The sequence below is a fragment of the Clostridium algidicarnis genome, from assembly GCF_000703125.1.
Lineage (GTDB): Bacteria > Bacillota > Clostridia > Clostridiales > Clostridiaceae > Clostridium_L > Clostridium_L algidicarnis.
Genome location: NZ_JNLN01000001.1, coordinates 645447 through 669309 on the forward strand (window position 1 = coordinate 645447; position 23863 = coordinate 669309).

Genomic DNA, 23863 nt, shown 5'->3' on the forward strand with positions numbered 1-23863 from the left:
AAGTATTTTATGTCCTGGATAACAGTCCATCCCATGGAATTCCAAAAATCTTCTGACCCAGGATTATTAGAATTTCTTTTGTATCAAAATTTACTGAGAATCCTGCATTAAAAGATATTCTCCATAATTTAAGAGCCTCCATTAAATCCAACTCTTTCAATTCACGAATTACTATTTCATCATTCATCAATTTTCACAACTTTCTTCAGTTCTGACGTAATAAAAGAAGGATGCGACATAACTAACCTTAAAATGTCCATTATACTCATCTCTAAAAATTTGGAATTTATATATTTCGGCTTATCTTCAAACTGAGCACAATAAAAATCAAAACTAATCAAAAAACTTCCCCTTATAAAAATTCTCATTGTCAAGTTTCTTTGCCGTCAGCCTGAACATGACGCAGCCATCTGGGCACACAATGTCCTTGCTATATTTACCGTCGCCGCCAATGTTCTCTAAATCTCCGCCACTTCTGACTGACTCCATGATTGGGAACATAATCATCATAACCTTGGAACAGATACCCTGTCCATCCAAATTTATGGGACAGCCATAGGTACAGGTATACTTATCCCCCACTTCTTCACCGTTTCGGCAGTACCGCTCTGTATGGTCACTGCGAAGAAACCCAGTTACCTCAATTTCAAATTCGTACTCCTCATCATACCACTTTTTCATAATTAACCTCCAAATTCTTATCTATCTGTATTCTATATAAATAATTTTTACCTCACAATATTTTATTAAAGTACCTTAACCTTATTCTTAATTTATTAAGGATTATGAACTCCTTATGTAAATTCATAATCAGTATAAAGATATAAACTTCCCTATTGCAATACATTTTGAATCACTTCCATGTCCTATCTCTTTAGTTTTCGCAATAGGTAGTTGCCTGTCATTTAGTACATTTATAAGTATCTCTTCAACTGTGGGCTTAAGATTATTCTCTTCCATTTTTGTAAAAGTTCCAAGCAGGATCCCATTGATTTTCGAGAATACCCCCATCTGCTTTAATTGGTTAAAAAATGTTGTTATAAGAGATACCTCTCCACCAAAAGCTTCTAAAAGTAATATTTTATTTTCAAAATCAGGTAAATAGGGTGTTCCTGCTAGTTTCAGCAGACATCGAATATTACCACCAACAACAACACCCTCCATCTTATTTCCTTGTATAAATGAATACTTAATATCAAATAAATCTTTCTGTCCATAAAAAAGCGAATTTGTAATCCATTTCACTTGAAGTTCTTTATTATCATATATTAAATTTCTAATCTGGTATAAATATGATGTCTCTCCTGTTTTTGAATATATTGCATTTATTATAGTAGTCAAGTCACTATATCCAAAGAATGGCTTTGAATTGTTTTTAATCAAATTAAAATCTAAGTATTCTAATATCTCATTTGCAATATCACCACCAGATATATCAAATATAGCTTTAATCTCCACATCAGGATAAAATTTTAGTAATGCCTTTGCACGTTCTTTAGGGCTACCATTAAATACAGAATATTTTTCGAAAATAAAATTGCTACACACAGGTATTAATCCTATCTCGGTAATAACCTTAAGTAATTCTTCAATCTTTGTTTTATATGACAATGGTTGTCCATTTGAACAAGCAACTATACCTATTTTATCACCATTTTTAAGTTTCATTTTCATTTACTCCTATTCTAGTTATATAAATAATATTTATATTGCATATATCCGCTGTTATGATGCAATATATGAAAAATGTAAAATAGTGATTTTATGCTATAACAGTTAAATCACCATAAATAATCAATTATCTTAGGTACTAATAATATAAGAACCACACCTATAATACTCACTAAAACAACTTTAATTACATCTCTTTTTACACTTCTTGTATTTTTGTCCATTACTACGCCTATGACTATCCCAAGAAGCATACCTAATCCAGCTCCAATAGCTATCCTATTAAATAGTACTCCAAATGCTGCTCCAAATGCTAATCCAATTCCAATTCCAACGCTAAGATAATAATTTTGGTTATCTTTTTTTTCATTATTATTGTTTTTATCAGACATATTCAACCTCCTTTACTGCACTTAACTTTACCATTACAATTTAACTTAGCTATATATTAAACAATGATTATATTCAATTATGTCTATTTATTTATCAACAAAAATAACCTATTATATTGTACATGTTGTTTATAATATATATCCTTTTTAAGATATATCTCAAAATATTGTTCCAAAATACTACACCATTTTTCTGTTTCTAAATTCCACAAATATAATCCTGCTGTTTCAAGCAATAAATCATTTCCCAAGTCTAGGCATTTATAGTATCATAAAATAGGAAAGACGCGTATCATAAATGGTTATTTCAACTAGTCATCGGGTAAACTCTTTTTTTCTATTACTAAGCAATTCTTGGCTCCAATATAACTAATAGAAAAACCAAATATAACCATAATAACTCCGAATGTTATAATTGAAATCATAGGTTTAATAAACCAAGACAACAAAGATCCAAATATACCCACCGCTGAGACTGTAACAAGCACCTTTTTCAAACGGCATATAGCAATTCGTGGATCATACCTTTTATGATTTATTGGAAAATCACTATTTATTTTCATTCATATTAAGTTGTTCTACATGTCTTAAATGATACTGCTTATATGTTAATTATAACATCATATTCAATATAATGTATAAGCTTAATTGAATTAAAGCATCTTCTTAAAGCCCAAAAATAATGGGGGACAGTTCACAAGTGCCTTACACTTGTGAACTGTCCCCCATTTATTAAGTTAAATCTTGTTTAGCTTAATTTTATTTAAAGCTCTTAAATTGTTTTTAAGATACCTTAGTTTGCTTTCTTTTCTATTAACTTTGCTAGGCTATGTGCCATTTTATCTAGTTCTTCTTGGTTTTCTCCTTCGAGCATTACTCTTACTAATGCTTCTGTTCCTGATGGTCTTATAAGAACTCGTCCACAACCATGAAGAGATTTCTCTATTTCTTTTATTTCTTTTATTATTTCTTCATCTATTTCATGAATGTTCTTTTTATTATTTGGTATTCTAGCATTCACTAGTACCTGTGGTAATTCCTTCATCATACATGCTAGTTCTGATAGAGTCTTTTTGCTCTTTTTAACTACAGCTGCTAGTTGAAGCCCTGTAACTATTCCATCTCCTGTAGTGTTGTAATCTAAAAATATAACATGGCCTGACTGTTCTCCGCCTAGTTTATATCCTTCCTTTACCATCTCTTCTAGTACGTATCTATCTCCTACTTTAGTTTTTATTGTCTTTATATTCTCTTTTTCAAGGGCTATTTGAAGTCCTAAGTTACTCATTACAGTAACTACTGCAGTATCACCTTTTAGTCTCTTTTGTGCTTTAAGACTTTTTGCGCAGATGGCTATAATAAAATCTCCATTTATAAGCTTTCCATTTTCATCTACTGCAAGGCATCTATCTGCATCTCCATCAAATGCAAGACCTAAGTCACAGCCTTTTTTCACTACGTATTCCATTAATTCTTCTGGATGAGTTGATCCACAGTTTTTGTTTATATTTATACCATCTGGATCATTGTTTATAACTACAACTTCTGCTCCAAGGGATCTAAATGTATCTACTGCTGCTTTGAATGATGCTCCGTTAGCACAATCTAAGGCTATCTTCATTCCCTTTAAGTCTACATCTATTGTTGATTTCGCAAACTCTACATATTCTTCTAGTCCTGCTTCTTCTATTACCCTTTTCCCGAGATCTGGGCCTATAGGCACCGGAACTCCATTAAAGTTACTTTCAATGGTGCTTTGTATGCTATCTTCTAATTCATCTGATAACTTATATCCTTTATTATCGAAAAACTTTATTCCATTATCTTGTACTGGATTATGAGATGCGGATATCATAACTCCTGCATCTGCCCCATATTCTCTTGTTAAATATGCTATAGCTGGTGTTGGTACTACCCCTAAACAAACTGCCTCTGCTCCTACTGATAGTATCCCAGCAACAAGTGCAGCTTCTAACATATCCCCAGATATTCTAGTGTCTTTTCCTACTAATATCTTTGGTTTATGAGTTCCTTCCGTAAGTACATATGCTCCTGCTCTACCTAAGTTATATGCTATTTCAGCGGTAAGCTCTTTATTAGCTATGCCTCTTACTCCATCGGTTCCAAATATTCTACTCATAGGTTTACCTCACTTTAATCCTTAATTTTTTTAATTAACACTCTTATTATATAATAGGGTAGATATTTAAACAATCTTTAAATTGTTACCTGTATATTTATGTAAAATTAAAGACTATATCTTTTATGATACAGCCTTTAATGTATTAGTATATTCTTTAAAGCTACTTAATGTACTTTATATACTGTTTAAATACACACGTTTAATAAATTAATGTCCTGAAACAACTCCAAGTTCCCTACATTTTCTTTCAGTTTTATTAAATATAAATACTCCTAAAAATGCACTTAAAAAGGTAAACATAATTATTATAATTAGCTCATATTTAAATGGTAAAAATGTTTTTTGACCTAAAAGTATTCCTCTCATACTGTCATTTAAATAGGTTAGTGGAATTGCAAAACTTATTACCATAAGTGATTTAGGTAAAACATTAAGAGGGAAATACGAACCTGAAAATGCTGATAAAAAGCCACTAGATATATCTATAATAGTGTTTGCCTCTTTAGTTATAAGAACCATTGCAGAAATTGCAACTCCTATTCCTATTAATGATATTATTCCTGGTATTAATATAACTATTATTTTTAATATATCTGGTGTTATATTGAAATCAAAGATACAGTGGCAGATAACTCCTGTAATTATTATTTCTAAAGTTGCAATGCAAAACTTAAACATACTTTGGCTTACCATTAAAAGAATCTTATTTGCAGGGGTACTCCAATTAGATTCTAATACTCCTTGTCTCATTTCTTCTTTTAGCGAAAATCCCATAGACCACATGGCTACACTCATATAAGATGCCATCATGTATCCTATAACCATAAATCCTATAAAATCTGAATTACCAGTATAGCTTTCAAATCCTGAAATTTTACCTTCAACCTGAAAAGCTTTTGCCATAAAATAAAAAGGGCTAAGCCATATTATGGGGCTGAACAAACTTAATATAATATTTAAAGGATATCTAAAATATATTTTAGCAGAAATTATAAATCTTGCTCTTAAAATATTTAAATTTTCTCTAATACTCATAAATACTCACCCTTAAAACCTTTCTAGAGATCCTGAGTCTCTAACCTTTTTCTCTACGGCCATAAAGCATACTCTACCAATTGCTAAATATATACAACCTATTAATAAACACATTAATATATCATCTCTAGCCCCAACTATTCCTAAGTTTTGTATCATTATCTTCCTAGCTGCTGATATACCAAAAGTGAAAGGTAAAATATTAGCAACATTTTGCATCCACTGTGGCATTATCATTATAGGAAAGCTTATACCACAAAATATCGTTATTATACCTCTAACTAGCTGAACTGCTGCTCCAGTTTCCTTAGCCCAAAGCACAAGACTTGCAAACATACTGCCAAATCCATAAACCCCAGGTATTAAGCTCAAAAATACAATAATCCACTCTAATACATTTCCCGTAAATTTAATACCATATAAAAGTCTATACTCAATAAAGCTTACAAAAACAACGAAAAATCCCATTACTATAGAAACCATAGCCCCACCTATTAACATATCAAATCTATTTATAGGACAAAGCCAATTAGATTCTAGCGTGCCTCTGGTTTGCTCATCTCTAAGTGATGTTCCAAAGCTCCACATAACAGAATTTACCCACATCCATACCATTACCCCTACCACTATAAAAGCACTAAAGTTGTCTGTACCTGCTAATTTGTCAAAGTCTTTAAATCCTCCTCCATTTGATCCTGCCATAGCAACTCCAGTTAATATATATATCATAGGGAATATTAAAGGCCATATAGTTAAGCTAATCATCCACGTAGGGTATCGTATTAATTGAGTTAGATCTTTTTTTGCTATTGCTCTTATATTTCTTAATCTTTGCATTAATATCCCCCTACTCCCTTAAACTTTTTCCAGTAAGATTTATGAATACATCTTCTAGTGAAGGTTCTACTACCTTTATATTTTGTATGCTACATTTATTATGAGATAGAAGATCTAATATTGGTTGGATTATTTCATCCCCATTATTATGGTGTATGGTTAATATATAATTTCTTTTTTCATCATCATACTTGCTTGAAACCCTTTCCAACTTATCTATCTTACTAATAGCATCTATCATTTCATCATTACTCTTATTAACTTCTATTTTTATAAGCTTTAACTTATTTATACCCTTCTTTAAATTTTTCGGGGTATCTAAAGCTATTATCTTACCTCCATCTATTATTGCTATTCTATCGCAAAGAAAATCTGCTTCCTCCATATAATGAGTAGTGAGCAATATGGTTTTACCTTCACTTTTAAGATTCAAAATAATTTCTCTAAGGTTTAGTGCTGATTGTGGATCTAGTCCTAAGGTAGGCTCGTCTAAAAGCAGTACAGGTGCCTCAGAAATCAGGGCCTTACCTAAGGCTACCTTTTGTTTCATACCAGTAGAATACTTCTCTACTAATACATCTGCCTTTTCTTGAAGCTCTAATTTCTTTAGCATCTTAGAGGCTCTTTCTTTAGCCTCTTTACTACTGCAGCCATAAAGCGAAGCAAAATACTCTAGGTTTTCTCTTCCTGTTAGCTTCCAATACACGCTCCTATCCCCTGCAAGCACTGTCCCTAAATTTCTTAAGGCCTCCATTTGATTTTTATCTACATCTTTTCCCATAACCTTAACCTGCCCTGATGTTGGTCTTAAAAGTCCTGTTATCATCTTTATAGTAGTGGTTTTACCTGCTCCATTTGGTCCTAAGAATCCAAAAACTTCTCCTTTATAAATATCAAAACTTATATCATCCACAGCCTTAAACTCTTTCTTCTCTATGGTTTTAAAAAATTTCTTTTTCCTCGTTATAAAACACTTCTTTAGATTTTTAACTTCCACAGCACTCCCCATATAAATCCCCCCATAAAATTCATACTATTATCTCAATGATGTCTCCGTCTTTAGACTTTATATCTACTATCTTTAATCCTTTGTATTTTTTAAGTAACTTCATACTATTAGAAATACTATTAAAATCTATATCCTCTAAATACTTTTTTTGAGCTTCATCTGCATTTTTAATGCATACCCTTTTTATAATTCTAAGCACAAGTTTTGAAGTTAAAAGTCTTGTTGGAAAAGGTACTTTAAATCTTTTTCCTTCTGACTTAACAGTAACTATCAAGTAAAACACCTCTCTAAAATGTTAATAATCCTTGGGTATTTTGAAAATAATAATTTGGGTTATGCTTTAATAATGTTTACTCTTATTAAGACATAACTTGAGTTGTAATTATTATTCTATTACCACTTCTACAGTATCCCCATTGGAACTTTTTACATCTACTATTTTCCCTGTTAATCCTTGATCTATAGCACTTATAAGCATATCTACATCTACATTTTCCATTCCTTTTATATTTAAAGGAACCTTTTTACAAGAACCCATTAAAGACTTTATAAATGTTACTGGAAGTTGAACATTTACATTATCCTCGTCTCCCGACATAACCTTTATCTTCAACATTTTCTCATCATTTGAGTTTGTTTTAGACATAGCCTCAGGTTCTACTGACTTGTTTAAAGCTTCTATTAATTCTGAAGCCTTTTCTGAAGTAATCTTTCCCTCTTCAACCATTTTTAAAACTCTTAATACTTCCTCTCTCATAAATACCCCTCCATTATTTTAAATTAATGTATTATTATTACTTTAAGTATTAAAATTTTTAACTCTTTAACATTTCTACGGCTTGTTCTGAAGTTATTTCTCCTCTTTCTAGCATATCTAAGATTTCAGTATTATTTACAGAACTTTTTTTAGGTACGTCATAACCTAACGTAGATATTACCTCATCTAATTTAGCTCTAACTGTAGGATAAGAGATTCCAAGCTCTTTTTCTACCTCTTTTATACTTCCTCTAGATTTAAGAAAAATCTCTACAAAATTAAGTTGATCTGCATTTAAATATTCAAATTTAGATAGGGAAAATTCATTTTCTATAGTAGTTCCACAACTGGAACATTGAAGTTTTGTTACTTTTAACTTTTTAGAACAAACTGGACATTTACTTAAAACTTTATATGACAATTTACCAACTCCTCCCTATAACTAAATTATATATCACTAATAAGTTAATTTCAATCTATATATTAATCTTTTTAATTATATTATGTGTATTTATTAATTATGTTAATGCTTATATTAATATATTTAATTCTTATATTAACATATTTAATTTCTATACTATCTTAATAGATTCTTTTACAGATTTACTATCTTCTATTGTTAATTCACCCTTATATTCTACTCTTTCAATCTCACAATCTTTACCTATAAATATATTATTTCCTCTTACTACCTTTGCCCTAGTGCATTCTAAATATATTTCATCACCTTCAATGATTTCCGCTTCTAGTACATTTCCTGAATAATTATTAAATAAAGATCCTAGGATATTTTCAAGTCCAAAGAAGTTGAATACCTTTTGAGGTCCTATTTTTATCTCTATCTTTTCTCCCCCAATTTCCTTTGCTCTGCAGTAACCTCCTATATTTATAGCTATATTATCCGCTGTAAGTAATCCTTTTATATTAAAGGCTCCAAAGGATTTAAATTCTTCTACTTCACAGTTTTCCTCTACATCTAAAACTCCCGTGCACTTAAGGTTTGTTCCACTTAATCTTTTAGATATACCAATAGATCCTGATATAGACATGTCGATACCATTTAAATTTCCCTCCACCTTCATTGATCCACTGCAACTAAATTCATCCGCTTCCATATCCCCCATTACTTTTGAACTTCCACTACCTTTAAATTCATTACATTTTACATTACCTATAGATTTAAAGCTTCCACTGGTATAAATATCTTTAGCCTTTATGTTTCCATCTATCTTTCCAGAACCACTAATCTTAAGTAAATTACAATCTAAGTCTCCTGTTATCTTTCCAGAACCGCTTATCTTTACTTCATCATAAGATCCTCCTCCAGCGCTTCCAGAACCTGATATTTTAATATCACCCTTTTTTTCTTTATCAAATGACTCATTCATATTAAATCCTCCTAATCTATAAATTATTATAATATCATAATCTCAGTTGTTATGCCTTTCTAATTCTAGCTTTAATTCTTCTACGTATTTACTTATTGAATGTCTCATAACTACCTTAGAATTTTCATCATAATATATATCCTTTGTGTACTCGTTTATTATCCATAACCCCACCCCAAGTCTTCGTAACAATGTTATCTCATATTCTTTATCCTTCAATTTATTATAGTTTTTATTTAATAAGTTTATTATGGACTTTCCTTCATCTACGCTTATATCTCCACTTTGTAGTAACCTATCTAAAATATATATATATAGAACTTCATCAAAAGAATATTCTAAAGAAACATTAAAAACTTCTTCGTATACATCAAAAGTCCACTTTGACGCTAAATTATATTTTATTATTTCTTCTTTTTTAAGTATTATATCTGAAGGATTATTAGAAAACTTATCTGCTAAATCGTCTAAAGACAGTCCATCCTTTAGATTTATTATCTTATCTATTCTATCTAAAATCTTTTCTTTTGGAAAAAAGGTTTCCTGTCCTGTAAATGTAGATTTTTTAATAAACCATTCCTCTGGTATTACGTTTTTTCTCTTCCATCTGTATAATTGGCCGTAAGATATTCCTGTTAACTCAAGTAAGTCCTTTTTTGAAATAAGTTCCTCATCCAAAAGTATCCCTCCTTTCTTACTTTCCTTTACCATATTTTTAGTGTAACATAACATTGTTACGTTGTAAATATTTATTTTCATTACTTGAAATAAAAAAAGGCTTTAAAGTTTTACCTCTAAAGTCTTTTTTTGTTTATCTTTTTATGAGCTTTTCAGCTATAAATTTATTTATTTATTTATTTATTTAGCGTATTCTGCACCTTTTTCTAAAGCTTTTTTATTAACTTCAAAAAACTTTTCTTTACCATGATCTTTTAGTGATCCTAGAAGTACTTCCATGGATACTATACCTGTCTTTGCAACTAAAGCTCCTAAAAGAACCATATTAGCAATCTTAGTTGATCCTAATTCTGCTGCTATTGTTTGAGCTGGTACTCTTATAACTTGTATATCATCTCTTTCTACTTCTCTTGCGATTAGGTCTGAGTCTAATATTACAAGTCCACCTTTTTTTATAGTTTTTTCAAACTTATCTAAAGATGGTCTATTCATAACAACTACGCTATCTGGCATAGTTACTATTGGGGATCCTACTGGTTCATCTGCAAGTATTACTGAACAGTTTGCAGTTCCTCCCCTCATTTCAGGGCCATAGGATGGTAACCAAGATACATTCATATTAGCATCCATTCCTGCATAAGCTATAAACTTACCCATGGACAATATTCCTTGTCCACCAAATCCTGCAAATATAATTTCTTGTGATGCCATTTTACTTCACCTCCGGTACTGTTGTATCTTTTTTAACGCCAAGTGTGTAATGTGTCATCATATTATCTCTTAACCATTGTAGTGATTCCTTAGTTGATAGTCCCCAGTTAGTTGGGCATATTGATAATACCTCAACCATAGAGAATCCTTTCCCTGCTATAGCATTTTCAAAAGCTTTCTTTATAGCTTTTTTAGCTTTTATAACATTTGGAACACTGTCTACAGATACTCTTTCTACATAGCAAGCTCCATCAAGAGTTGATATCATTTCTGAAACTCTTATTGGATGTCCTTGAGTTGCAACATCTCTTCCATAAGGTGATGTCTCTGTAATTTGTCCTGGTAATGTAGTAGGCGCCATTTGTCCCCCTGTCATTCCATATATACAGTTGTTTACGAAGATTGTTACTATATTTTCTCCTCTAGCTGCAGCATGTACTATTTCTGCTGTTCCTATAGCTGCAAGGTCTCCGTCTCCTTGATAAGTAAATACTACTGAGTCTGGTACTGATCTTTTTATTCCTGTAGCAACTGCTGGTGCTCTACCATGAGCTGCTTCAAACATATCACAGGCAAAATAATCATAAGCTAATACAGAGCATCCAACTGGAGCAACTCCGATAGTCTTATCTACAACATCTAATTCTACTAATACCTCTCCCACTAATCTGTGGATAATTCCGTGCGTACATCCTGGACAATAGTGAGTAGGTTTGTCTAATAAGCCTTTTGTTGGTTCAAATACTACTGCCATTATTTTGCACCCCCTACCATTTGCATAATTTTATTTAGTATCTCATCTGGTGTTGGAACTATTCCACCAGTTCTTCCGTAAAAGTCTACTGGTTTTCTTCCATTTACAGCAAGTCTAACGTCTTCTACCATTTGACCTGCACTCATTTCTACAGATATAAATCCAAGTCTAGCCTTATCAATAACCTTTTCAAAAGCTTCTACTGGGAATGGCCATAAAGTTATAGGTCTAACAAGTCCTAGCTTTACTCCTTTTTCTTCTGCAAGTTTTACAACATTTTTGCATATTCTTGATGTGGTTCCGTATGCAACCATTATTACGTCGCATTCTTCTTCACAGTTATATAATTCATATTTAACTTCTTCTTGCTTTATTTTAGCAAACTTAGCTTGTAATTTTATATTATGTTTTTCTAAATCCTCTGATTGAAGATATAAAGAGTTTATTACGTTATGTGTCTTTCTTCCTTTTAGGCCATTTGCTGCCCAAGTCTTTTCTGGAAGTTCTCTTTTCTTTCTTTCTTTAAACTCTACTGGTTCCATCATTTGTCCAAGCATACCGTCTCCCATAATCATTACAGGAGTTCTATATATATCAGCTACATCAAAAGCTCCTTGGATTAAGTCTACCATTTCTTGAATAGATGCTGGTGCATAAACAGGCATGTTATAGTCTCCATGACCTAGTCCTTTAGTTGCTTGGAAGTAGTCTGATTGAGCAGGTTGTATGCTTCCAAGACCAGGGCCTCCTCTTACTATGTTTATAATAACGCAAGGAAGTTCTGCTCCGGCTATATATGATATTCCTTCAGCCTTTAAGCTTATTCCAGGGCTAGAAGATGATGTCATACAACGAGTTCCAGTTCCTGCTGATCCATAAATCATATTTATAGCTGCAATTTCACTTTCTGCTTGCATAAATACTCTTCCTATTTTAGGCATCTTTTTTGCCATATATGCTGCTACTTCTGTTTGAGGTGTTATAGGATATCCGAAGAAACATTTACAATCAGCTTGAATAGCTGCTTCGCCTATTGCTTCGTTACCCTTCATTAAAACTTTTTGTCCCATTTCAAATCCCCCTTAAATTATTTTTCCACAGTTATAACTAAATCTGGACACATTCTTCCACAGGACGCACATCCTATGCAAGATGCCATATTTTCTTCTGTTATAGTTGCTGGGTGGTAACCCTTTTCATTAAGCTTTTCAGAAAAGCTTATTATCTTTTTGGGACAGGCAATTATACATTGTCCACATCCTTTGCATCTTTCTTCTCTAAATGTAACTCTTGGCATGAACTATACCTCCTTAATTTTAAAACGATTACATATTATTGTTAGATTTTAACGCCATGGTGGCTTCATGTAAATATCTATTGGCAAAATTTGTGCATGTACTTTATCCTTTATACTATCTACCATATCTCTTCTGCAAACCACATATTTATAAGGGATATTTAACCTTTTAGATGTTTCATAGGTATCCTTGTCCCCTTTTAATATATGTTCTGTAGTAGTTTCATAAGATAAATTAGTATTAGAGATCAAATATGTTATTTTAAGTCTACTAGATGACTCTATAGCTTTTATTTGTTCTTCTACAGCTTCTGAGTCTAAAGTAAGAGGTCTATTGTTATTTATTACAAAATATAAGTCATAATCCTCTTCTTTCAAATAAGCATTGTATTGTCCTAAAACTGTAGCCCCTGTATTGTCTCCACCTATGTCCATTACAACTTCAGAAGACTTATCATTAAATGCTGATGAGACTTCTGGTGGTACAACCATAAGTTCGGCATTTGAAAAGCTAGGATCTGCTGATATAACTCTTACTCCTTTAGATTCTAGTGGCGCTTTTAAGTCCCTTATACAAAAATAAGGATTAACAATATCTATATCTACTAATGAAACCTTCTTGCCACTTTTTGCAAGATTTAAAGCATAGGTTATAGCTATCTCGGACTTGCCACTGCCGAAGTGACCTGTGAAAATTCTGATTCTACTCATACTATTTTTTCCTCCAAGCTACTTCAATTTTTTATATTATTTTTTCTTACATTCTTATTATAGTATATATATGTGAAGTACACTAGTCTTTTACTATGATTTATCTGTTAAAAACTCATATTTTTTAGATGCTTTAAGTATTCATTTATATTGAATATGCCTGTATATTCTTACAATTCGTTAATTGCACTTTAATTTCCAATGCTTAATTTAGCATAAAAGAGACTTTATTTATAATTTTTAGCCTCTTCTTCTCCATTTAAAACTCTAAGTCCACCCTCTGCTAGTGCTAACATTTCATCTTCTCCTGGATAGATAACTACCTTAGATATAAAGCTTACTCTATCTGATATGGCCTTTGTCATTTTTTCTGAATATGCTATTCCACCTGTTAGTAGTATCGCATCTACCTTACCACATAAAACTGCAGCGCTCTTTCCTATTTCCTTTGCTACTTGATATGCCATAGCTTCAAATAAAAGCTTAGCTTTTTCATCTCCCTTTTCAAAAGCTCTTTCAATAACTTCTCTTGCATCATTGCTTTGAAGATAAGCTACAAATCCACCTTTTCCGTTTATCTTTTTCTTCACTTCGTCTTGAGTATACTTGCCACTATAACAAAGTTTAACAAGATCTGCTACTGGAAGTCCACCACTTCTTTCTGGTGAAAATGGTCCTTCTCCATCTAAGGCATTGTTTACATCTACTACTCTTCCACCTTTATGAGCCCCAACAGAAATTCCACCACCTAGGTGTGCAACTATTAGGTTTAATTCTTCATAGCTTTTTTTGCTTTCTTTTGCATATCTTTTTGCTACAGCTTTTTGATTTAGTGCATGAAATATACTTTTTCTTTCTATTTCTGGCATTCCAGATATTCTTGCTACCTCATCCATCTCATCTACAACTACTGGATCTACTATAAAAGCTGGCACATTTAATTCTTTTCCTATTTCATTTGCTATTATTCCACCAAGGTTTGAGGCATGTTGTCCTTGAACTCCAACTTTAAGATCCCTTATCATAGCCTCGTTTACTTCATAGGTTCCACTTATTATAGGTTTTAATAAGCCTCCTCTTCCAATTACCCCATCTAATTCCTTTATATCGAAATTCTTTTCTTTTAATACATTTAAAATTACATCTTTTCTAAATTTAAATTGTTCAAATATGTTATTGTAACTTTCAATTTCTTCTGAGGTATGTCTTAATGTTTCAGTTAGCAAAGCCTTTTCATCCTCATATACTGCTATTTTGGTTGAAGTTGACCCTGGATTTATTATAAGTAATTTATATGACATATGTATTCCCCCTGTTTTCATATTTTATTTTTAGTTTTTTGTTGTTTTTATTTTTTAATCTTTATTTTCATTCTTATACTTCTATAAATAAATATTTTTACAAATATTTATTTATAGAATCTTTTTGTAGATATTTAAAAACTTATTTAACTTATTTTGCAGCTACTACTAATGCTGCCAGGGCTATAGAGTTTAATTTTGTTTCAAAGCTATCTGCTCTTGATGTAACTATTACTGGAGCTGAAGTTCCAACAAGAAGACCACCATTTTTTGATTCTGTAGTGTACGTTAATGTTTTGTACATTACATTAGCTGCCTCTATATTTGGTAATAACATTATATCTGCTTGTCCTGCTACTTGCCCCCCTACTTTTTTATGCTTAGCAGCTTCCATAGAAAGTGCAATGTCTAGAGCAAAAGGTCCATCTACAATACAGTCTTTTATTTGTCCTCTATCATTCATCTTTGAAAGTATAGATGCATCTACAGTTGCTGGCATATCTGGGTTTACCACTTCAACAGCACAAATTGGAGCAACCTTTGGCATATCTACTCCTATTGCTTTTGCCACATATACTGAATTGTTTATTATATCTATTTTAGCTTTAATATCTGGATACATATTAAATGCAGCATCTGTCATAAATATAAGTCTATCATATTTTGGTATTTCAAATACAGCTACATGTGACATAAGTTTTCCTGTTCTAAGTCCTATCTCTTTATTTAAAACTGCTCTTAAGAAGTTTGCAGTATCTATTAAGCCCTTCATAACCATGTCTGCTTTTCCTGTAGATACAAGTTCTACTGCCTTTAATGCTGCCTTGACAATATTTTCTTCATTAACTATTTCAAAACCCTCTAAGTCCATATTTATTTGTCTTGCTATTTCTTTTATAGCTTTTTCGTCTCCAACTAATATAGCGTTTGCTATTCCTTGTTCCTTTGCAGCTTTTACAGCTTCAAGCACTGGTTCATCTTGGGCAACTGCTACAGCTACTGTTCTCATCTTTCCTTTTTTTACTTTACTTAGTACTTCCTCAAATGTCTTAGCCATTTATTTGCACCTCTTCTTCATAAATTTTTGCTTTTTCTTTACCTTTTATAACTCTAAGGGCACCCTTAGATAAAGCCATCATCTCATCTTCTCCTTCTACTACCTCTAAAGGAGCGATAAATTCTACCATTTTTCTAACCCAATTAACTAATTGCTTATTATATGCAAGACCTCCAGTTAAAATTATGGCATCAACTTTTCCATTTAGAACTGTAGCCATAGAGCCTATTTCTTTTGCTATCTGATAGGACATAGCATATAATATAAATTTTGCTCTTTCATCTTTTTTAGCTATTCTTTCTGTAACTTCTCTTCCATCATTGGTTCCCAAATATCCTACCAACCCGGAGTTACCTATTATAATCTTTTTTAATTCTTTTTGAGTATACTTACCACTAAATGCAATGGAAACTAAATCTCCAGCTGGAAGTCCTCCTGATCTTTCTGGTGAAAATGGACCGTCCTCATTGGCATTATTTGCATCTAGTATCCTGCCATTTTTAAGTGGTGATATTGAAATTCCTCCACCTAGGTGTGCTACTACAAAGGAGCTATTATTAAAGTCTAGGTTAACTCTTTGACAAACCCTTCTTGTAACAGCCTTTATATTTAAAGCATGAACTAATGATTTTCTTTCTATTTCTGGCATTCCTGATATCCTTGCCACATCATCCATTTCATCTACAGCTACAGGATCTACGATAAATGCTGGTGCATTAATATCTTTTCCTATATCGTATGCAATAATCCCTCCAAGATTAGAGGCGTGCTGACCTTGATATCCAATTTTAAGATCTTCAATCATCTTTTCTGTTACCTTATAAGTTCCCCCTGGCATAGGCCTTAATAGTCCACCTCTACCAACTACAGCTTTAATTTTATTTAAATCTAAACCTTTTCTTTTCAGCCAATTTAATATACATTCTGTTCGCATATCCTTTTGTAAATAGATATCCTCATATTTTGATATTTCTAAAGGTGTATGAAGTATATTTTCAGTTTCTACACAAATATCACCATTGTATAATGATATCTTAGTGGATGTTGAACCAGGATTAATTGCTAATATGTAATCTTCACACATATAAAAATCCCCCTATTATATTAAATTTATTTATTCTGTTCATTACTTTTTTATATTTTAAAAATTATAAAAAAGCAGTGAACAAAACTGAGCTTACTCATATATTGTAACAAATTTTTATATAAAAACCATAACTTTTAGAAAAATTAATATAATGGTGAATATTCTTTCATTAAACTTTCAGCTACCTTAATGCCATCTACAGCTGCTGATATTATTCCTCCTGCAAATCCTGCGCCTTCTCCTGCTGGATATAATCCATTCACAGAGGGACTTTGAAGCTTTTCATTTCTCATTATTCTAACTGGAGCAGAGGTCCTTGTTTCAATTCCTGTCATTATGGCCCCTTCTTTAGAAAATCCTTTTATCTTTCTTTCAAAATCCACCATACCTTCTTTTAAACCACCTACAACATAGGATGGTAGGCATCTACTTAACTCTTTAAATTCATATCCTGGTCTATAACTTGGATTTACCCCTGATAGCTTAGTACTATTTTTATCATGTATAAAGTCTTCTACAAGTTGTACTGGGGCTACATATCCTCCCCCACCTAAATTATAAGCTAATCTTTCATAATGCCTTTGAAAGTTAACTCCCGCTAGTATATCACTTCCTTCAAAGTCCTCTTTTGAAACACTAACTACTATGGCTGAGTTTGCATTTTCTAAATCTCTTTTATGATAACTCATACCATTTACCACAAGTAAATTTTCCTCTGAGCTTGCACCAACAACCTCTCCTCCAGGACACATACAAAATGAATAAACAGATCTTTGTAACTTTTCACTTCTATATGCTAATCTATAATCCGCTGCCTTAAGTCTTGGATGATTTGCATTTTTACCGTACTGGCTATAATTAATAACTTCTTGTTTATGTTCAACCCTGACCCCTATAGCAAAGGCCTTAGGTTCCATTAAAACAGAAGACTTGCTTAGCATCTCATAGGTATCTCTTGAACTATGACCTATAGATAATATTAAGCAATCACAAGGTATCTCACTTCCATTAACCATAATTGAATTTAATATTCCATCTTTCGAATTAATAGCTTCTAATTTATGATCAAATAGGACCTCTCCCCCTAAAGCTATTATCTCTTTTCTTATATTCTTAACTACTCCCTTTAATATATCTGTACCTATATGAGGCTTACCCTTATATATTATTTCCTTTGGGGCACCGCCTTTCACAAGTTCTCTTAATATATAATCACATCTTTTATCCTTTATTCTAGTGGTAAGCTTTCCATCAGAAAATGTACCAGCCCCACCTTCACCAAATTGAACATTTGATTCCTTATTCAATATTCCCTTGGTCCAAAAGTCTTCTACAGTTTTGGTCCTTCTATCTACATCTTGGCCTCTTTCAATTATAATTGGATTATACCCAGATCTTGCTAGCATTAATGCGCTAAATAAACCTGATGGCCCCATACCAACAATGACAGGTCTATGACTTAGTTTTTTATCACCAAGTTCTATATTTAACTCCTCATATCCCTTTTCTATAAAAACATCCTTATCTTTTATATTATTAATTAATATACCTTCATTTTCTAAATTAACCTCTATTGAATAATTAAACCTTATATCATTCTTTTTTCTAGCATCTATAGATTCCTTTATTATTTTAAACTCCATAAATTCTTCTTCATTTATCCCTAACTTTTTAGCTACCTTTCCTTTTAGCATATCCATATCTTCATCTATTTTTAAATTTATATTATTTATTCTTATAGTCATATTATTCTCCTTAATCTTATTCCATTTTATGTCTGCACCTCTGGGGTGCTTCCAATAAATTGGAAGCACCCCAGAGGTGCATACAATTATTTACATTAATTATCTGCTTATTTATTTATATTTTCACTTTTAAAATGCTTCTCAAGGAAATCCTTTGAGAAGCATTTGTTAGTTATTTATTTTGTCATTTATTCTTCTGGTTTTACCACTTTGGTTATTGTAATCTTTAGCTTTTCTGGGCTTATGCTTTCAATAGTCATTCCTTCTTTAACCTTTACCTTTGGTGCAATTGAATGTTCTCCTTCAGCAAGGTTAGTTAAATCTATGGTAGCTGTAATGTCTCCATCTTTTATATTACTTAATAAACTATCTGTTCCTTTTAAAGCTACAGATATATTTTTAGATCCAGGTTCCGCATTAAGGCCTGCTGAAAGACCTGTTATGGTTACAGGAACTGACACACTGTTTTGGTTTATTGTTTCTACTGTAACTTTTACAGATACAGTATCCTTCCCATTAACGGGCTTTGCATCCTTTGGTAATGCTAGTTTTAATGTCACAGTGTTATTACCTGTTATGGTAGATAAATCTAATGCTTCTGTTTCTATATACTCTATATTACCAATATCTTGAGTTTCTCCAACCAAATCTATTGAAGCTGGAGCTGGCTCTATAGTTTTTATTATTATATTTTTATTATTTTCTCCCTTTGTAGGAACTTTTATAGTTACATTTTTAGACTTCCTAACTGGGATAAGTACATCTACTGTGGTTGGGTTTATTTTTACATCTTTTACTTCTTTCATAGTCTCATCTACAGCCTTTAGTGGCAGATTTAAACTTACATCTGCATCTGCATTGGTTGCTGAGCCCTTAGCTAAAACCCACTGCACAGAATTAACATAAGTAGCAGCACCGCTAACCAATACATTGTCAGGCTTAACTACTTGCTCAAATGGATAATATGAGTCCTTTGTAGTGACATCTACTTCAAGCTTTACAGGTACACTCTTTTCTATATATTCATCAATTTCTACATTTACCCTTAAAGACTCATTTTTCTTAATGTTTATATTTGTAGGATACTGAGTTATCTCTACAGGTATAAGATTACTCCCTTTTTTTACTGCATAAGTGCTAAGATCTACTACAATTTTAAACTGTTCTGCCTTAGCTCTATAAACTTCAGAGGCTGGCCCTTCTAATGTTAATGTCACAGTAAGATCTTGATTTGGTAGCACCGTAAGTTTAGAGCTTTCAATAGTATCAGTATTTACTATCTCTACAGGAACCCCAGTTAGCTTATAGCTTCTAGTTGGATTTTCTACATTATAAATATAGAGCCAAACTCCAAAAGCTGTAATAAAACACAATATTTTAATTAAGAAGTTTTTTTGAATTTTATTTTTATCCATGTCTTCACCCTCTCTCCTAAGGTGGATGCCTTAACTTGCCTAGTTTTCATTATTTTAATTAATATATCTTTTAATTTATCCTTATCGTAGTTTCTTGTAAGTCTTCCGTTTATAGCAAGAGATATTGTTCCCGTTTCTTCAGAAACTACTACAATCAATGCATCTGATACTTCTGACAGCCCTATAGCCGCTCTATGTCTAGTTCCTAGTTTTTTATTTATATCCGTATTCCCTGTAAGTGGTAATACACATCCCGAAGCCACAATTCTAGTATTTCTAATTACTGTAGCACCATCATGCAAAGGAGTATTTACTACAAATATATTTTCAAGCAATGCTGCTGTAACAATACCATCTATTTTAGTACCATTGGCTATTACATCGTTTAGTCCCGTGGTTTGCTCAATGGCTATTAAAGCTCCTGTTTTACTTTCAGATAAATTTTCTACTGCATTTACAAGTTCTGTTATTATTTCCTCCATTAGTGTTTCATCTTCTAGCAATATATGTCTTTCATTAAAGGCAGTTCTTCCGAGGTGCTCTAATGCTCTTCTTATCTCTGGTTGAAAAATAATTATGATTGATAAAACACCTATAGTTATAGTTTTACTAAGTATAGTATAAACCATTGTAAGTCTCAGAAAATAACTTATAGGAATCAAAACTAATATTAACAATATTCCTTTTAACAATTGTTCTGCTCTTGTTTCTTTAATAAGCATATAACCCTTATAGAAAATATAAGAGACCACTAATATGTCTAATATTGAAAAAAATGATATATTTTTTACTGTATTTATTATACTTGCTAAATCCACTGCCTCTCACCTCTAAATCAAAATCTTAACTATAATTATACACTAATATATCTATTTATAGTACCTGTCAACAAGTTTTTTTATTTTAATTTTAATAAGCACCTTGTTTTAGTAATTAAGTATCTTATATACTAATATATTTAATTTAGGATGATATATAATTCGTCCTAAATTTTTTGATAATATATTTTTTGTATAAAAGTATGTGGCTTGCATTTACAGTATATGCAAAATAACCTCTATAATATAAATAAAATTTAAATGTGGGGTGATACATATGAATGAAGAGGTTAAAAATGTTAAAGATACTAACACCACTAAAGATATTAAAGATGCTGACATCTCTAAAGACACTAAGAATTTTAAAAATACTAAAAATACACTTTTAAATTGGATCATAGGAATATTGACACTTATCCTTATTATAATTGTGTCCTTTTGTATATTTAATTATCTAAATCCTAAAGCTACTAAAAACAAAGCTACATCTGTAGATAATACCATACTTAAATTAAATTCAATAAACAAAGATTTATCTACCTCTATTTATACGAAAGATAATTCAATAAATTTGAATAAAATAAATGTTTCTTTAGATAAATTAATCCTTCTAAAAGAAGATACTGAAGTTATTTTTAAAGATAATCCTAATATAAGTCCTAACTTTTTAAATGGTATACATAATAACATCCTTTTTTACCAGCAAATAAAAGTATTATTAGATAATTCTAATTCCTTAGATTTTAATGAAACCTTAAAATTAGTAGAAAACTATAAAAAAATTGCCATTGAAGAATATTCAAATTGTAACTTTGAACACTCAAAAGACATTTTCCCATCTGAAAGCATAAAATATATAAATGAGGCTTATATGTCCTTTAACAATACCATAAAAGAAAAAAGAGATATTGATATTAAAACTAATGACAATTTAAAATTTAAATCCTCATTATCTTCCATGTTAGAAAGCTTTTTATCTCTAAAAGTGGATAAGTTCAGTCTCATTGAAAAATGTAGAGAGGGTAAATACACTTATGAAATATTAGAAAATGATATAGAAAAGGATTTTAAAAGTTTTGAAGATATAAAAAGGGAATTTAATTCTATGAGAATCCCACCTAATGCCATTGATACCTATCAAGCTTTTGGTGAGGTTTTAAATAGTTATAATATCTACCTAAAAGAACTTAAACGTAGTATTAATAATGAAAAGTCAGTTTTTAATTCAACTACTGATAAAAGTGTTCTAGAGATAATAGATGAGGATATTAGAGGTAAATATGAAGATATAGAAATGAGTTTACAAAAATTTAACACAACTTTTACTACCTTTTCTGATGAAATAAAGGCAAATAAATGAATTAAAATTTTATAGTGGGGAACAATACCAATAACACAGTTAACCAAAGGAGGTTCTTTATGAAAAGATATTACGTAGGTTTAACTTTCCTTATGATCTTTATGCTTATTGGAAGCTCTATACCAAAAGTATATGCAAGCGAAAGTATACCTGAAATATCCTTAAATAAAACTAAGACTAAGGCTATGGACTTTGAAGGCGTATATATTCCCCTGAGTCAAGAGGTTTCTGAAAATAATAATATAAATTCTATAGACCTTTATAAAGAAACTAATAACGTAGTGGAGGTTATAAGTTTTGGTAACAATAAGGTACTTGTATCAAAAGAGGATATAGACCTTATGTCTAAAACTGTATCTGCAGAAAGCAAAGGAGAGCCCTATGAGGGAAAAGTTGCAGTTGCTTCTGTAATATTAAATCGAGCGTCTCATCCAAGCTTTCCTAAAACAATAAGGGATGTTATAATTCAAAAAAATGCATTTTCTTGTGTAAAAGATAATACTGTATATGAAAATCCTGACGATAGCTGCTATAGTGCTGTTATGGATGCAATAAAAGGTAATGATCCAACAAATAAAGCTGTGTTTTTTTACAACCCAAATACTGCAACTTCTAAGTGGATGAAAAATATAAATAAATCTAATATAAAAACCATAGGAAATCATGTGTTTTTCGATGTAAATTAAAATAAAAACAATATAAATTATAAAAATAGCTTCCCAAAGAAATAACTTTGGGAAGCCTTATTATATTCTTTTATAGTCTACATAGCTTACAGCACTTAAAGCTGCTATTAATCCTTCACCAGATGCTTTAATGTACTGATAAGGTCTACCAATACAGTCTCCTGCTGCAAAGCACCCTTCTATATTAGTTTTCATAGTTCTATCCACTTTAATATGGCCTTCTTCCATAAGAAGTCCTGGTACTAATTGTGCTGGAGATATGCTGTCCTTTAAAATAAATAAACCATCCGTTTCTAACTGTCTAGAACTTAGGATAAGCTTTTCTACTCTATCTTTACCTATTATATCTATAGGTCTATCTTCTACTATCTCTATACCATCTCTTAACTCATAATTAGACTTATACATTGGTATATAATAAAGTTTAGACGCAAGTTCACTAACATAATTTGCTTCCTCTTCTGCCTCTTTATTATATCCAATTACAGTAACTACCTTATTTCTATATAAAGGTGCATCACAGGTAGCACAATAACCTACGCCTTTACCAAGGAATTCTTCTTCTCCTTTTAAAGGCTTTGTATATTCTATACCTGTTGCAACAATTACTGATTTAGCCTCATAAATTGTTTCATTTACCATGATAGAAAAATACTCTCCCATAGCATATATATTATTAACTCTTTCGTAGGTAATCTCTATATTCATTGATTCTATATGTTCCTTGAATTTTTCTTTAAGTTCTAAACCACTTATATCATGAAATCCCAAATAATTATTTATCTTTGGAGCCTTTATAAGTTTACTACTAAGATCTTCATATCCAAATACAATTATATTTTTATTTCTTATCTTTGCATTTATCGCAGCGGATAATCCCGCAGGTCCACTGCCTATAATAGCGATGTCATACCTTTGCATAATTATGCCTCCTTAAATTAGAGGAAATTAAATAATTCTAAGATTAATCTAGATATCCACTTTGAGTAATTACTCACTTTGCTTGAACCT

The 23863-nt window shown here is 31.4% G+C and carries 28 protein-coding genes; 2 read left to right on the forward strand and 26 right to left on the reverse strand.

Annotated features, from left to right (window positions below):
• Positions 1-7: 7 nt before the first annotated feature.
• The 25 genes from BV55_RS0103170 to cdaA form a co-directional block, all read right to left on the reverse strand.
• Complete coding sequence (locus BV55_RS0103170; protein WP_029451313.1) at positions 8-187, reverse strand: hypothetical protein; 180 nt, start codon at positions 185-187, stop codon at positions 8-10.
• A gap of 146 nt (positions 188-333) precedes the next feature.
• Positions 334-681: a TIGR04076 family protein gene (locus BV55_RS0103180; RefSeq protein ID WP_029451314.1), complete on the reverse strand. Its 348-nt coding sequence runs from the start codon at positions 679-681 to the stop codon at positions 334-336.
• 129 nt (positions 682-810) lie between these two features.
• A complete protein-coding gene (locus BV55_RS0103185; protein ID WP_029451315.1) occupies positions 811-1668 on the reverse strand; it encodes a S66 family peptidase in 858 nt (285 codons plus the stop codon).
• Positions 1669-1781: 113 nt separating this feature from the next.
• Positions 1782-2063 (reverse strand): glycine zipper domain-containing protein, encoded by a 282-nt coding sequence (locus BV55_RS15650; RefSeq protein WP_185162595.1) that lies wholly within the window; start codon positions 2061-2063, stop codon positions 1782-1784.
• Positions 2064-2374: 311 nt separating this feature from the next.
• Entirely contained in the window at positions 2375-2626 is a 252-nt protein-coding gene (locus BV55_RS15510) for a hypothetical protein (protein WP_185162594.1), read from the reverse strand.
• Between the two features lie 230 nt (positions 2627-2856).
• Positions 2857-4203: a phosphoglucosamine mutase gene (gene glmM / locus BV55_RS0103200; protein ID WP_029451317.1), complete on the reverse strand. Its 1347-nt coding sequence runs from the start codon at positions 4201-4203 to the stop codon at positions 2857-2859.
• A gap of 210 nt (positions 4204-4413) precedes the next feature.
• On the reverse strand, positions 4414-5241 hold the full coding sequence (locus tag BV55_RS0103205) for an ABC transporter permease (protein ID WP_029451318.1): 828 nt from the start codon (positions 5239-5241) through the stop codon (positions 4414-4416).
• 12 nt (positions 5242-5253) lie between these two features.
• Positions 5254-6078 (reverse strand): ABC transporter permease, encoded by an 825-nt coding sequence (locus BV55_RS0103210; RefSeq protein ID WP_029451319.1) that lies wholly within the window; start codon positions 6076-6078, stop codon positions 5254-5256.
• A 10-nt stretch (positions 6079-6088) separates the two neighbouring features.
• Positions 6089-7087 carry a daunorubicin resistance protein DrrA family ABC transporter ATP-binding protein gene (locus BV55_RS0103215; RefSeq protein WP_029451320.1) on the reverse strand — a complete coding sequence of 333 codons (999 nt, stop codon included), beginning with the start codon at positions 7085-7087 and terminating at the stop codon, positions 6089-6091.
• Between the two features lie 19 nt (positions 7088-7106).
• The gene (locus BV55_RS14790; protein WP_035794240.1) at positions 7107-7361 is read right to left on the reverse strand and encodes a hypothetical protein; all 255 of its coding nucleotides are present in this window, start codon (positions 7359-7361) and stop codon (positions 7107-7109) included.
• Between the two features lie 111 nt (positions 7362-7472).
• Positions 7473-7844 (reverse strand): SHOCT-like domain-containing protein, encoded by a 372-nt coding sequence (locus BV55_RS0103225; RefSeq protein WP_029451321.1) that lies wholly within the window; start codon positions 7842-7844, stop codon positions 7473-7475.
• A gap of 58 nt (positions 7845-7902) precedes the next feature.
• On the reverse strand, positions 7903-8265 hold the full coding sequence (locus tag BV55_RS0103230) for a DUF2089 domain-containing protein (protein WP_029451322.1): 363 nt from the start codon (positions 8263-8265) through the stop codon (positions 7903-7905).
• A gap of 151 nt (positions 8266-8416) precedes the next feature.
• Positions 8417-9232 (reverse strand): polymer-forming cytoskeletal protein, encoded by an 816-nt coding sequence (locus BV55_RS0103235; protein ID WP_029451323.1) that lies wholly within the window; start codon positions 9230-9232, stop codon positions 8417-8419.
• Between the two features lie 42 nt (positions 9233-9274).
• Positions 9275-9910 (reverse strand): YhbD family protein, encoded by a 636-nt coding sequence (locus BV55_RS0103240; protein WP_029451324.1) that lies wholly within the window; start codon positions 9908-9910, stop codon positions 9275-9277.
• A 180-nt stretch (positions 9911-10090) separates the two neighbouring features.
• Positions 10091-10621 (reverse strand): 2-oxoacid:acceptor oxidoreductase family protein, encoded by a 531-nt coding sequence (locus tag BV55_RS0103245; protein ID WP_029451325.1) that lies wholly within the window; start codon positions 10619-10621, stop codon positions 10091-10093.
• 1 nt (position 10622) lies between these two features.
• Positions 10623-11375 (reverse strand): thiamine pyrophosphate-dependent enzyme, encoded by a 753-nt coding sequence (locus tag BV55_RS0103250; protein ID WP_029451327.1) that lies wholly within the window; start codon positions 11373-11375, stop codon positions 10623-10625.
• On the reverse strand, positions 11375-12445 hold the full coding sequence (locus BV55_RS0103255) for a 3-methyl-2-oxobutanoate dehydrogenase subunit VorB (RefSeq protein WP_029451328.1): 1071 nt from the start codon (positions 12443-12445) through the stop codon (positions 11375-11377). The genes BV55_RS0103250 and BV55_RS0103255 overlap by 1 nt, the downstream gene beginning before the upstream one ends.
• A gap of 17 nt (positions 12446-12462) precedes the next feature.
• The gene (locus BV55_RS0103260) at positions 12463-12672 is read right to left on the reverse strand and encodes a 4Fe-4S dicluster domain-containing protein (protein WP_029451329.1); all 210 of its coding nucleotides are present in this window, start codon (positions 12670-12672) and stop codon (positions 12463-12465) included.
• A 48-nt stretch (positions 12673-12720) separates the two neighbouring features.
• Positions 12721-13383, reverse strand: coding sequence for a P-loop NTPase family protein (locus BV55_RS0103265; RefSeq protein ID WP_029451330.1), 663 nt, complete (start codon positions 13381-13383; stop codon positions 12721-12723).
• Between the two features lie 227 nt (positions 13384-13610).
• Complete coding sequence (buk, locus tag BV55_RS0103270; protein WP_029451332.1) at positions 13611-14684, reverse strand: butyrate kinase; 1074 nt, start codon at positions 14682-14684, stop codon at positions 13611-13613.
• A 151-nt stretch (positions 14685-14835) separates the two neighbouring features.
• A complete protein-coding gene (ptb, locus tag BV55_RS0103275; RefSeq protein ID WP_029451333.1) occupies positions 14836-15741 on the reverse strand; it encodes a phosphate butyryltransferase in 906 nt (301 codons plus the stop codon).
• Complete coding sequence (gene buk / locus BV55_RS0103280) at positions 15734-16825, reverse strand: butyrate kinase (RefSeq protein WP_029451334.1); 1092 nt, start codon at positions 16823-16825, stop codon at positions 15734-15736. The genes ptb and buk (BV55_RS0103280) overlap by 8 nt, the downstream gene beginning before the upstream one ends.
• A 146-nt stretch (positions 16826-16971) precedes the next feature.
• Positions 16972-18573: an NAD(P)/FAD-dependent oxidoreductase gene (locus tag BV55_RS0103285; RefSeq protein WP_029451335.1), complete on the reverse strand. Its 1602-nt coding sequence runs from the start codon at positions 18571-18573 to the stop codon at positions 16972-16974.
• Between the two features lie 188 nt (positions 18574-18761).
• Positions 18762-19988 carry a CdaR family protein gene (locus tag BV55_RS0103290; RefSeq protein WP_029451336.1) on the reverse strand — a complete coding sequence of 409 codons (1227 nt, stop codon included), beginning with the start codon at positions 19986-19988 and terminating at the stop codon, positions 18762-18764.
• Positions 19955-20806: a diadenylate cyclase CdaA gene (gene cdaA / locus BV55_RS0103295; protein ID WP_029451337.1), complete on the reverse strand. Its 852-nt coding sequence runs from the start codon at positions 20804-20806 to the stop codon at positions 19955-19957. The genes BV55_RS0103290 and cdaA overlap by 34 nt, the downstream gene beginning before the upstream one ends.
• A 277-nt stretch (positions 20807-21083) precedes the next feature.
• Here cdaA and BV55_RS0103300 point away from each other — a divergent pair, with 277 nt between their 5' ends.
• Both BV55_RS0103300 and BV55_RS0103305 read left to right on the forward strand, forming a co-directional pair.
• Complete coding sequence (locus BV55_RS0103300; RefSeq protein WP_029451338.1) at positions 21084-22166, forward strand: hypothetical protein; 1083 nt, start codon at positions 21084-21086, stop codon at positions 22164-22166.
• A gap of 59 nt (positions 22167-22225) precedes the next feature.
• Positions 22226-22852, forward strand: a complete 627-nt coding sequence (locus tag BV55_RS0103305; protein WP_242850847.1) for a cell wall hydrolase — start codon at positions 22226-22228, stop codon at positions 22850-22852.
• 60 nt (positions 22853-22912) lie between these two features.
• Here the strand turns inward: BV55_RS0103305 and BV55_RS0103310 are convergent, their stop codons facing one another.
• The gene (locus BV55_RS0103310) at positions 22913-23773 is read right to left on the reverse strand and encodes an NAD(P)/FAD-dependent oxidoreductase (protein ID WP_035794243.1); all 861 of its coding nucleotides are present in this window, start codon (positions 23771-23773) and stop codon (positions 22913-22915) included.
• Positions 23774-23863: the final 90 nt, after the last annotated feature.

Coding starts and splice junctions, on each gene's coding strand:
- BV55_RS0103170 (WP_029451313.1), bottom strand. CDS start 187: ATGAATGATGAAATAGTAATTCGTGAATTGAAAGAGTTGGATTTAATG.
- BV55_RS0103180 (WP_029451314.1), bottom strand. CDS start 681: ATGAAAAAGTGGTATGATGAGGAGTACGAATTTGAAATTGAGGTAACT.
- BV55_RS0103185 (WP_029451315.1), bottom strand. CDS start 1,668: ATGAAACTTAAAAATGGTGATAAAATAGGTATAGTTGCTTGTTCAAAT.
- BV55_RS15650 (WP_185162595.1), bottom strand. CDS start 2,063: ATGTCTGATAAAAACAATAATAATGAAAAAAAAGATAACCAAAATTAT.
- BV55_RS15510 (WP_185162594.1), bottom strand. CDS start 2,626: ATGAAAATAAATAGTGATTTTCCAATAAATCATAAAAGGTATGATCCA.
- glmM (WP_029451317.1), bottom strand. CDS start 4,203: ATGAGTAGAATATTTGGAACCGATGGAGTAAGAGGCATAGCTAATAAA.
- BV55_RS0103205 (WP_029451318.1), bottom strand. CDS start 5,241: ATGAGTATTAGAGAAAATTTAAATATTTTAAGAGCAAGATTTATAATT.
- BV55_RS0103210 (WP_029451319.1), bottom strand. CDS start 6,078: ATGCAAAGATTAAGAAATATAAGAGCAATAGCAAAAAAAGATCTAACT.
- BV55_RS0103215 (WP_029451320.1), bottom strand. CDS start 7,087: ATGGGGAGTGCTGTGGAAGTTAAAAATCTAAAGAAGTGTTTTATAACG.
- BV55_RS0103225 (WP_029451321.1), bottom strand. CDS start 7,844: ATGAGAGAGGAAGTATTAAGAGTTTTAAAAATGGTTGAAGAGGGAAAG.
- BV55_RS0103235 (WP_029451323.1), bottom strand. CDS start 9,232: ATGAATGAGTCATTTGATAAAGAAAAAAAGGGTGATATTAAAATATCA.
- BV55_RS0103245 (WP_029451325.1), bottom strand. CDS start 10,621: ATGGCATCACAAGAAATTATATTTGCAGGATTTGGTGGACAAGGAATA.
- BV55_RS0103250 (WP_029451327.1), bottom strand. CDS start 11,375: ATGGCAGTAGTATTTGAACCAACAAAAGGCTTATTAGACAAACCTACT.
- BV55_RS0103255 (WP_029451328.1), bottom strand. CDS start 12,445: ATGGGACAAAAAGTTTTAATGAAGGGTAACGAAGCAATAGGCGAAGCA.
- BV55_RS0103260 (WP_029451329.1), bottom strand. CDS start 12,672: ATGCCAAGAGTTACATTTAGAGAAGAAAGATGCAAAGGATGTGGACAA.
- BV55_RS0103265 (WP_029451330.1), bottom strand. CDS start 13,383: ATGAGTAGAATCAGAATTTTCACAGGTCACTTCGGCAGTGGCAAGTCC.
- buk (WP_029451332.1), bottom strand. CDS start 14,684: ATGTCATATAAATTACTTATAATAAATCCAGGGTCAACTTCAACCAAA.
- ptb (WP_029451333.1), bottom strand. CDS start 15,741: ATGGCTAAGACATTTGAGGAAGTACTAAGTAAAGTAAAAAAAGGAAAG.
- buk (WP_029451334.1), bottom strand. CDS start 16,825: ATGTGTGAAGATTACATATTAGCAATTAATCCTGGTTCAACATCCACT.
- BV55_RS0103285 (WP_029451335.1), bottom strand. CDS start 18,573: ATGACTATAAGAATAAATAATATAAATTTAAAAATAGATGAAGATATG.
- BV55_RS0103290 (WP_029451336.1), bottom strand. CDS start 19,988: ATGGATAAAAATAAAATTCAAAAAAACTTCTTAATTAAAATATTGTGT.
- BV55_RS0103300 (WP_029451338.1), top strand. CDS start 21,084: ATGAATGAAGAGGTTAAAAATGTTAAAGATACTAACACCACTAAAGAT.
- BV55_RS0103305 (WP_242850847.1), top strand. CDS start 22,226: ATGAAAAGATATTACGTAGGTTTAACTTTCCTTATGATCTTTATGCTT.
- BV55_RS0103310 (WP_035794243.1), bottom strand. CDS start 23,773: ATGCAAAGGTATGACATCGCTATTATAGGCAGTGGACCTGCGGGATTA.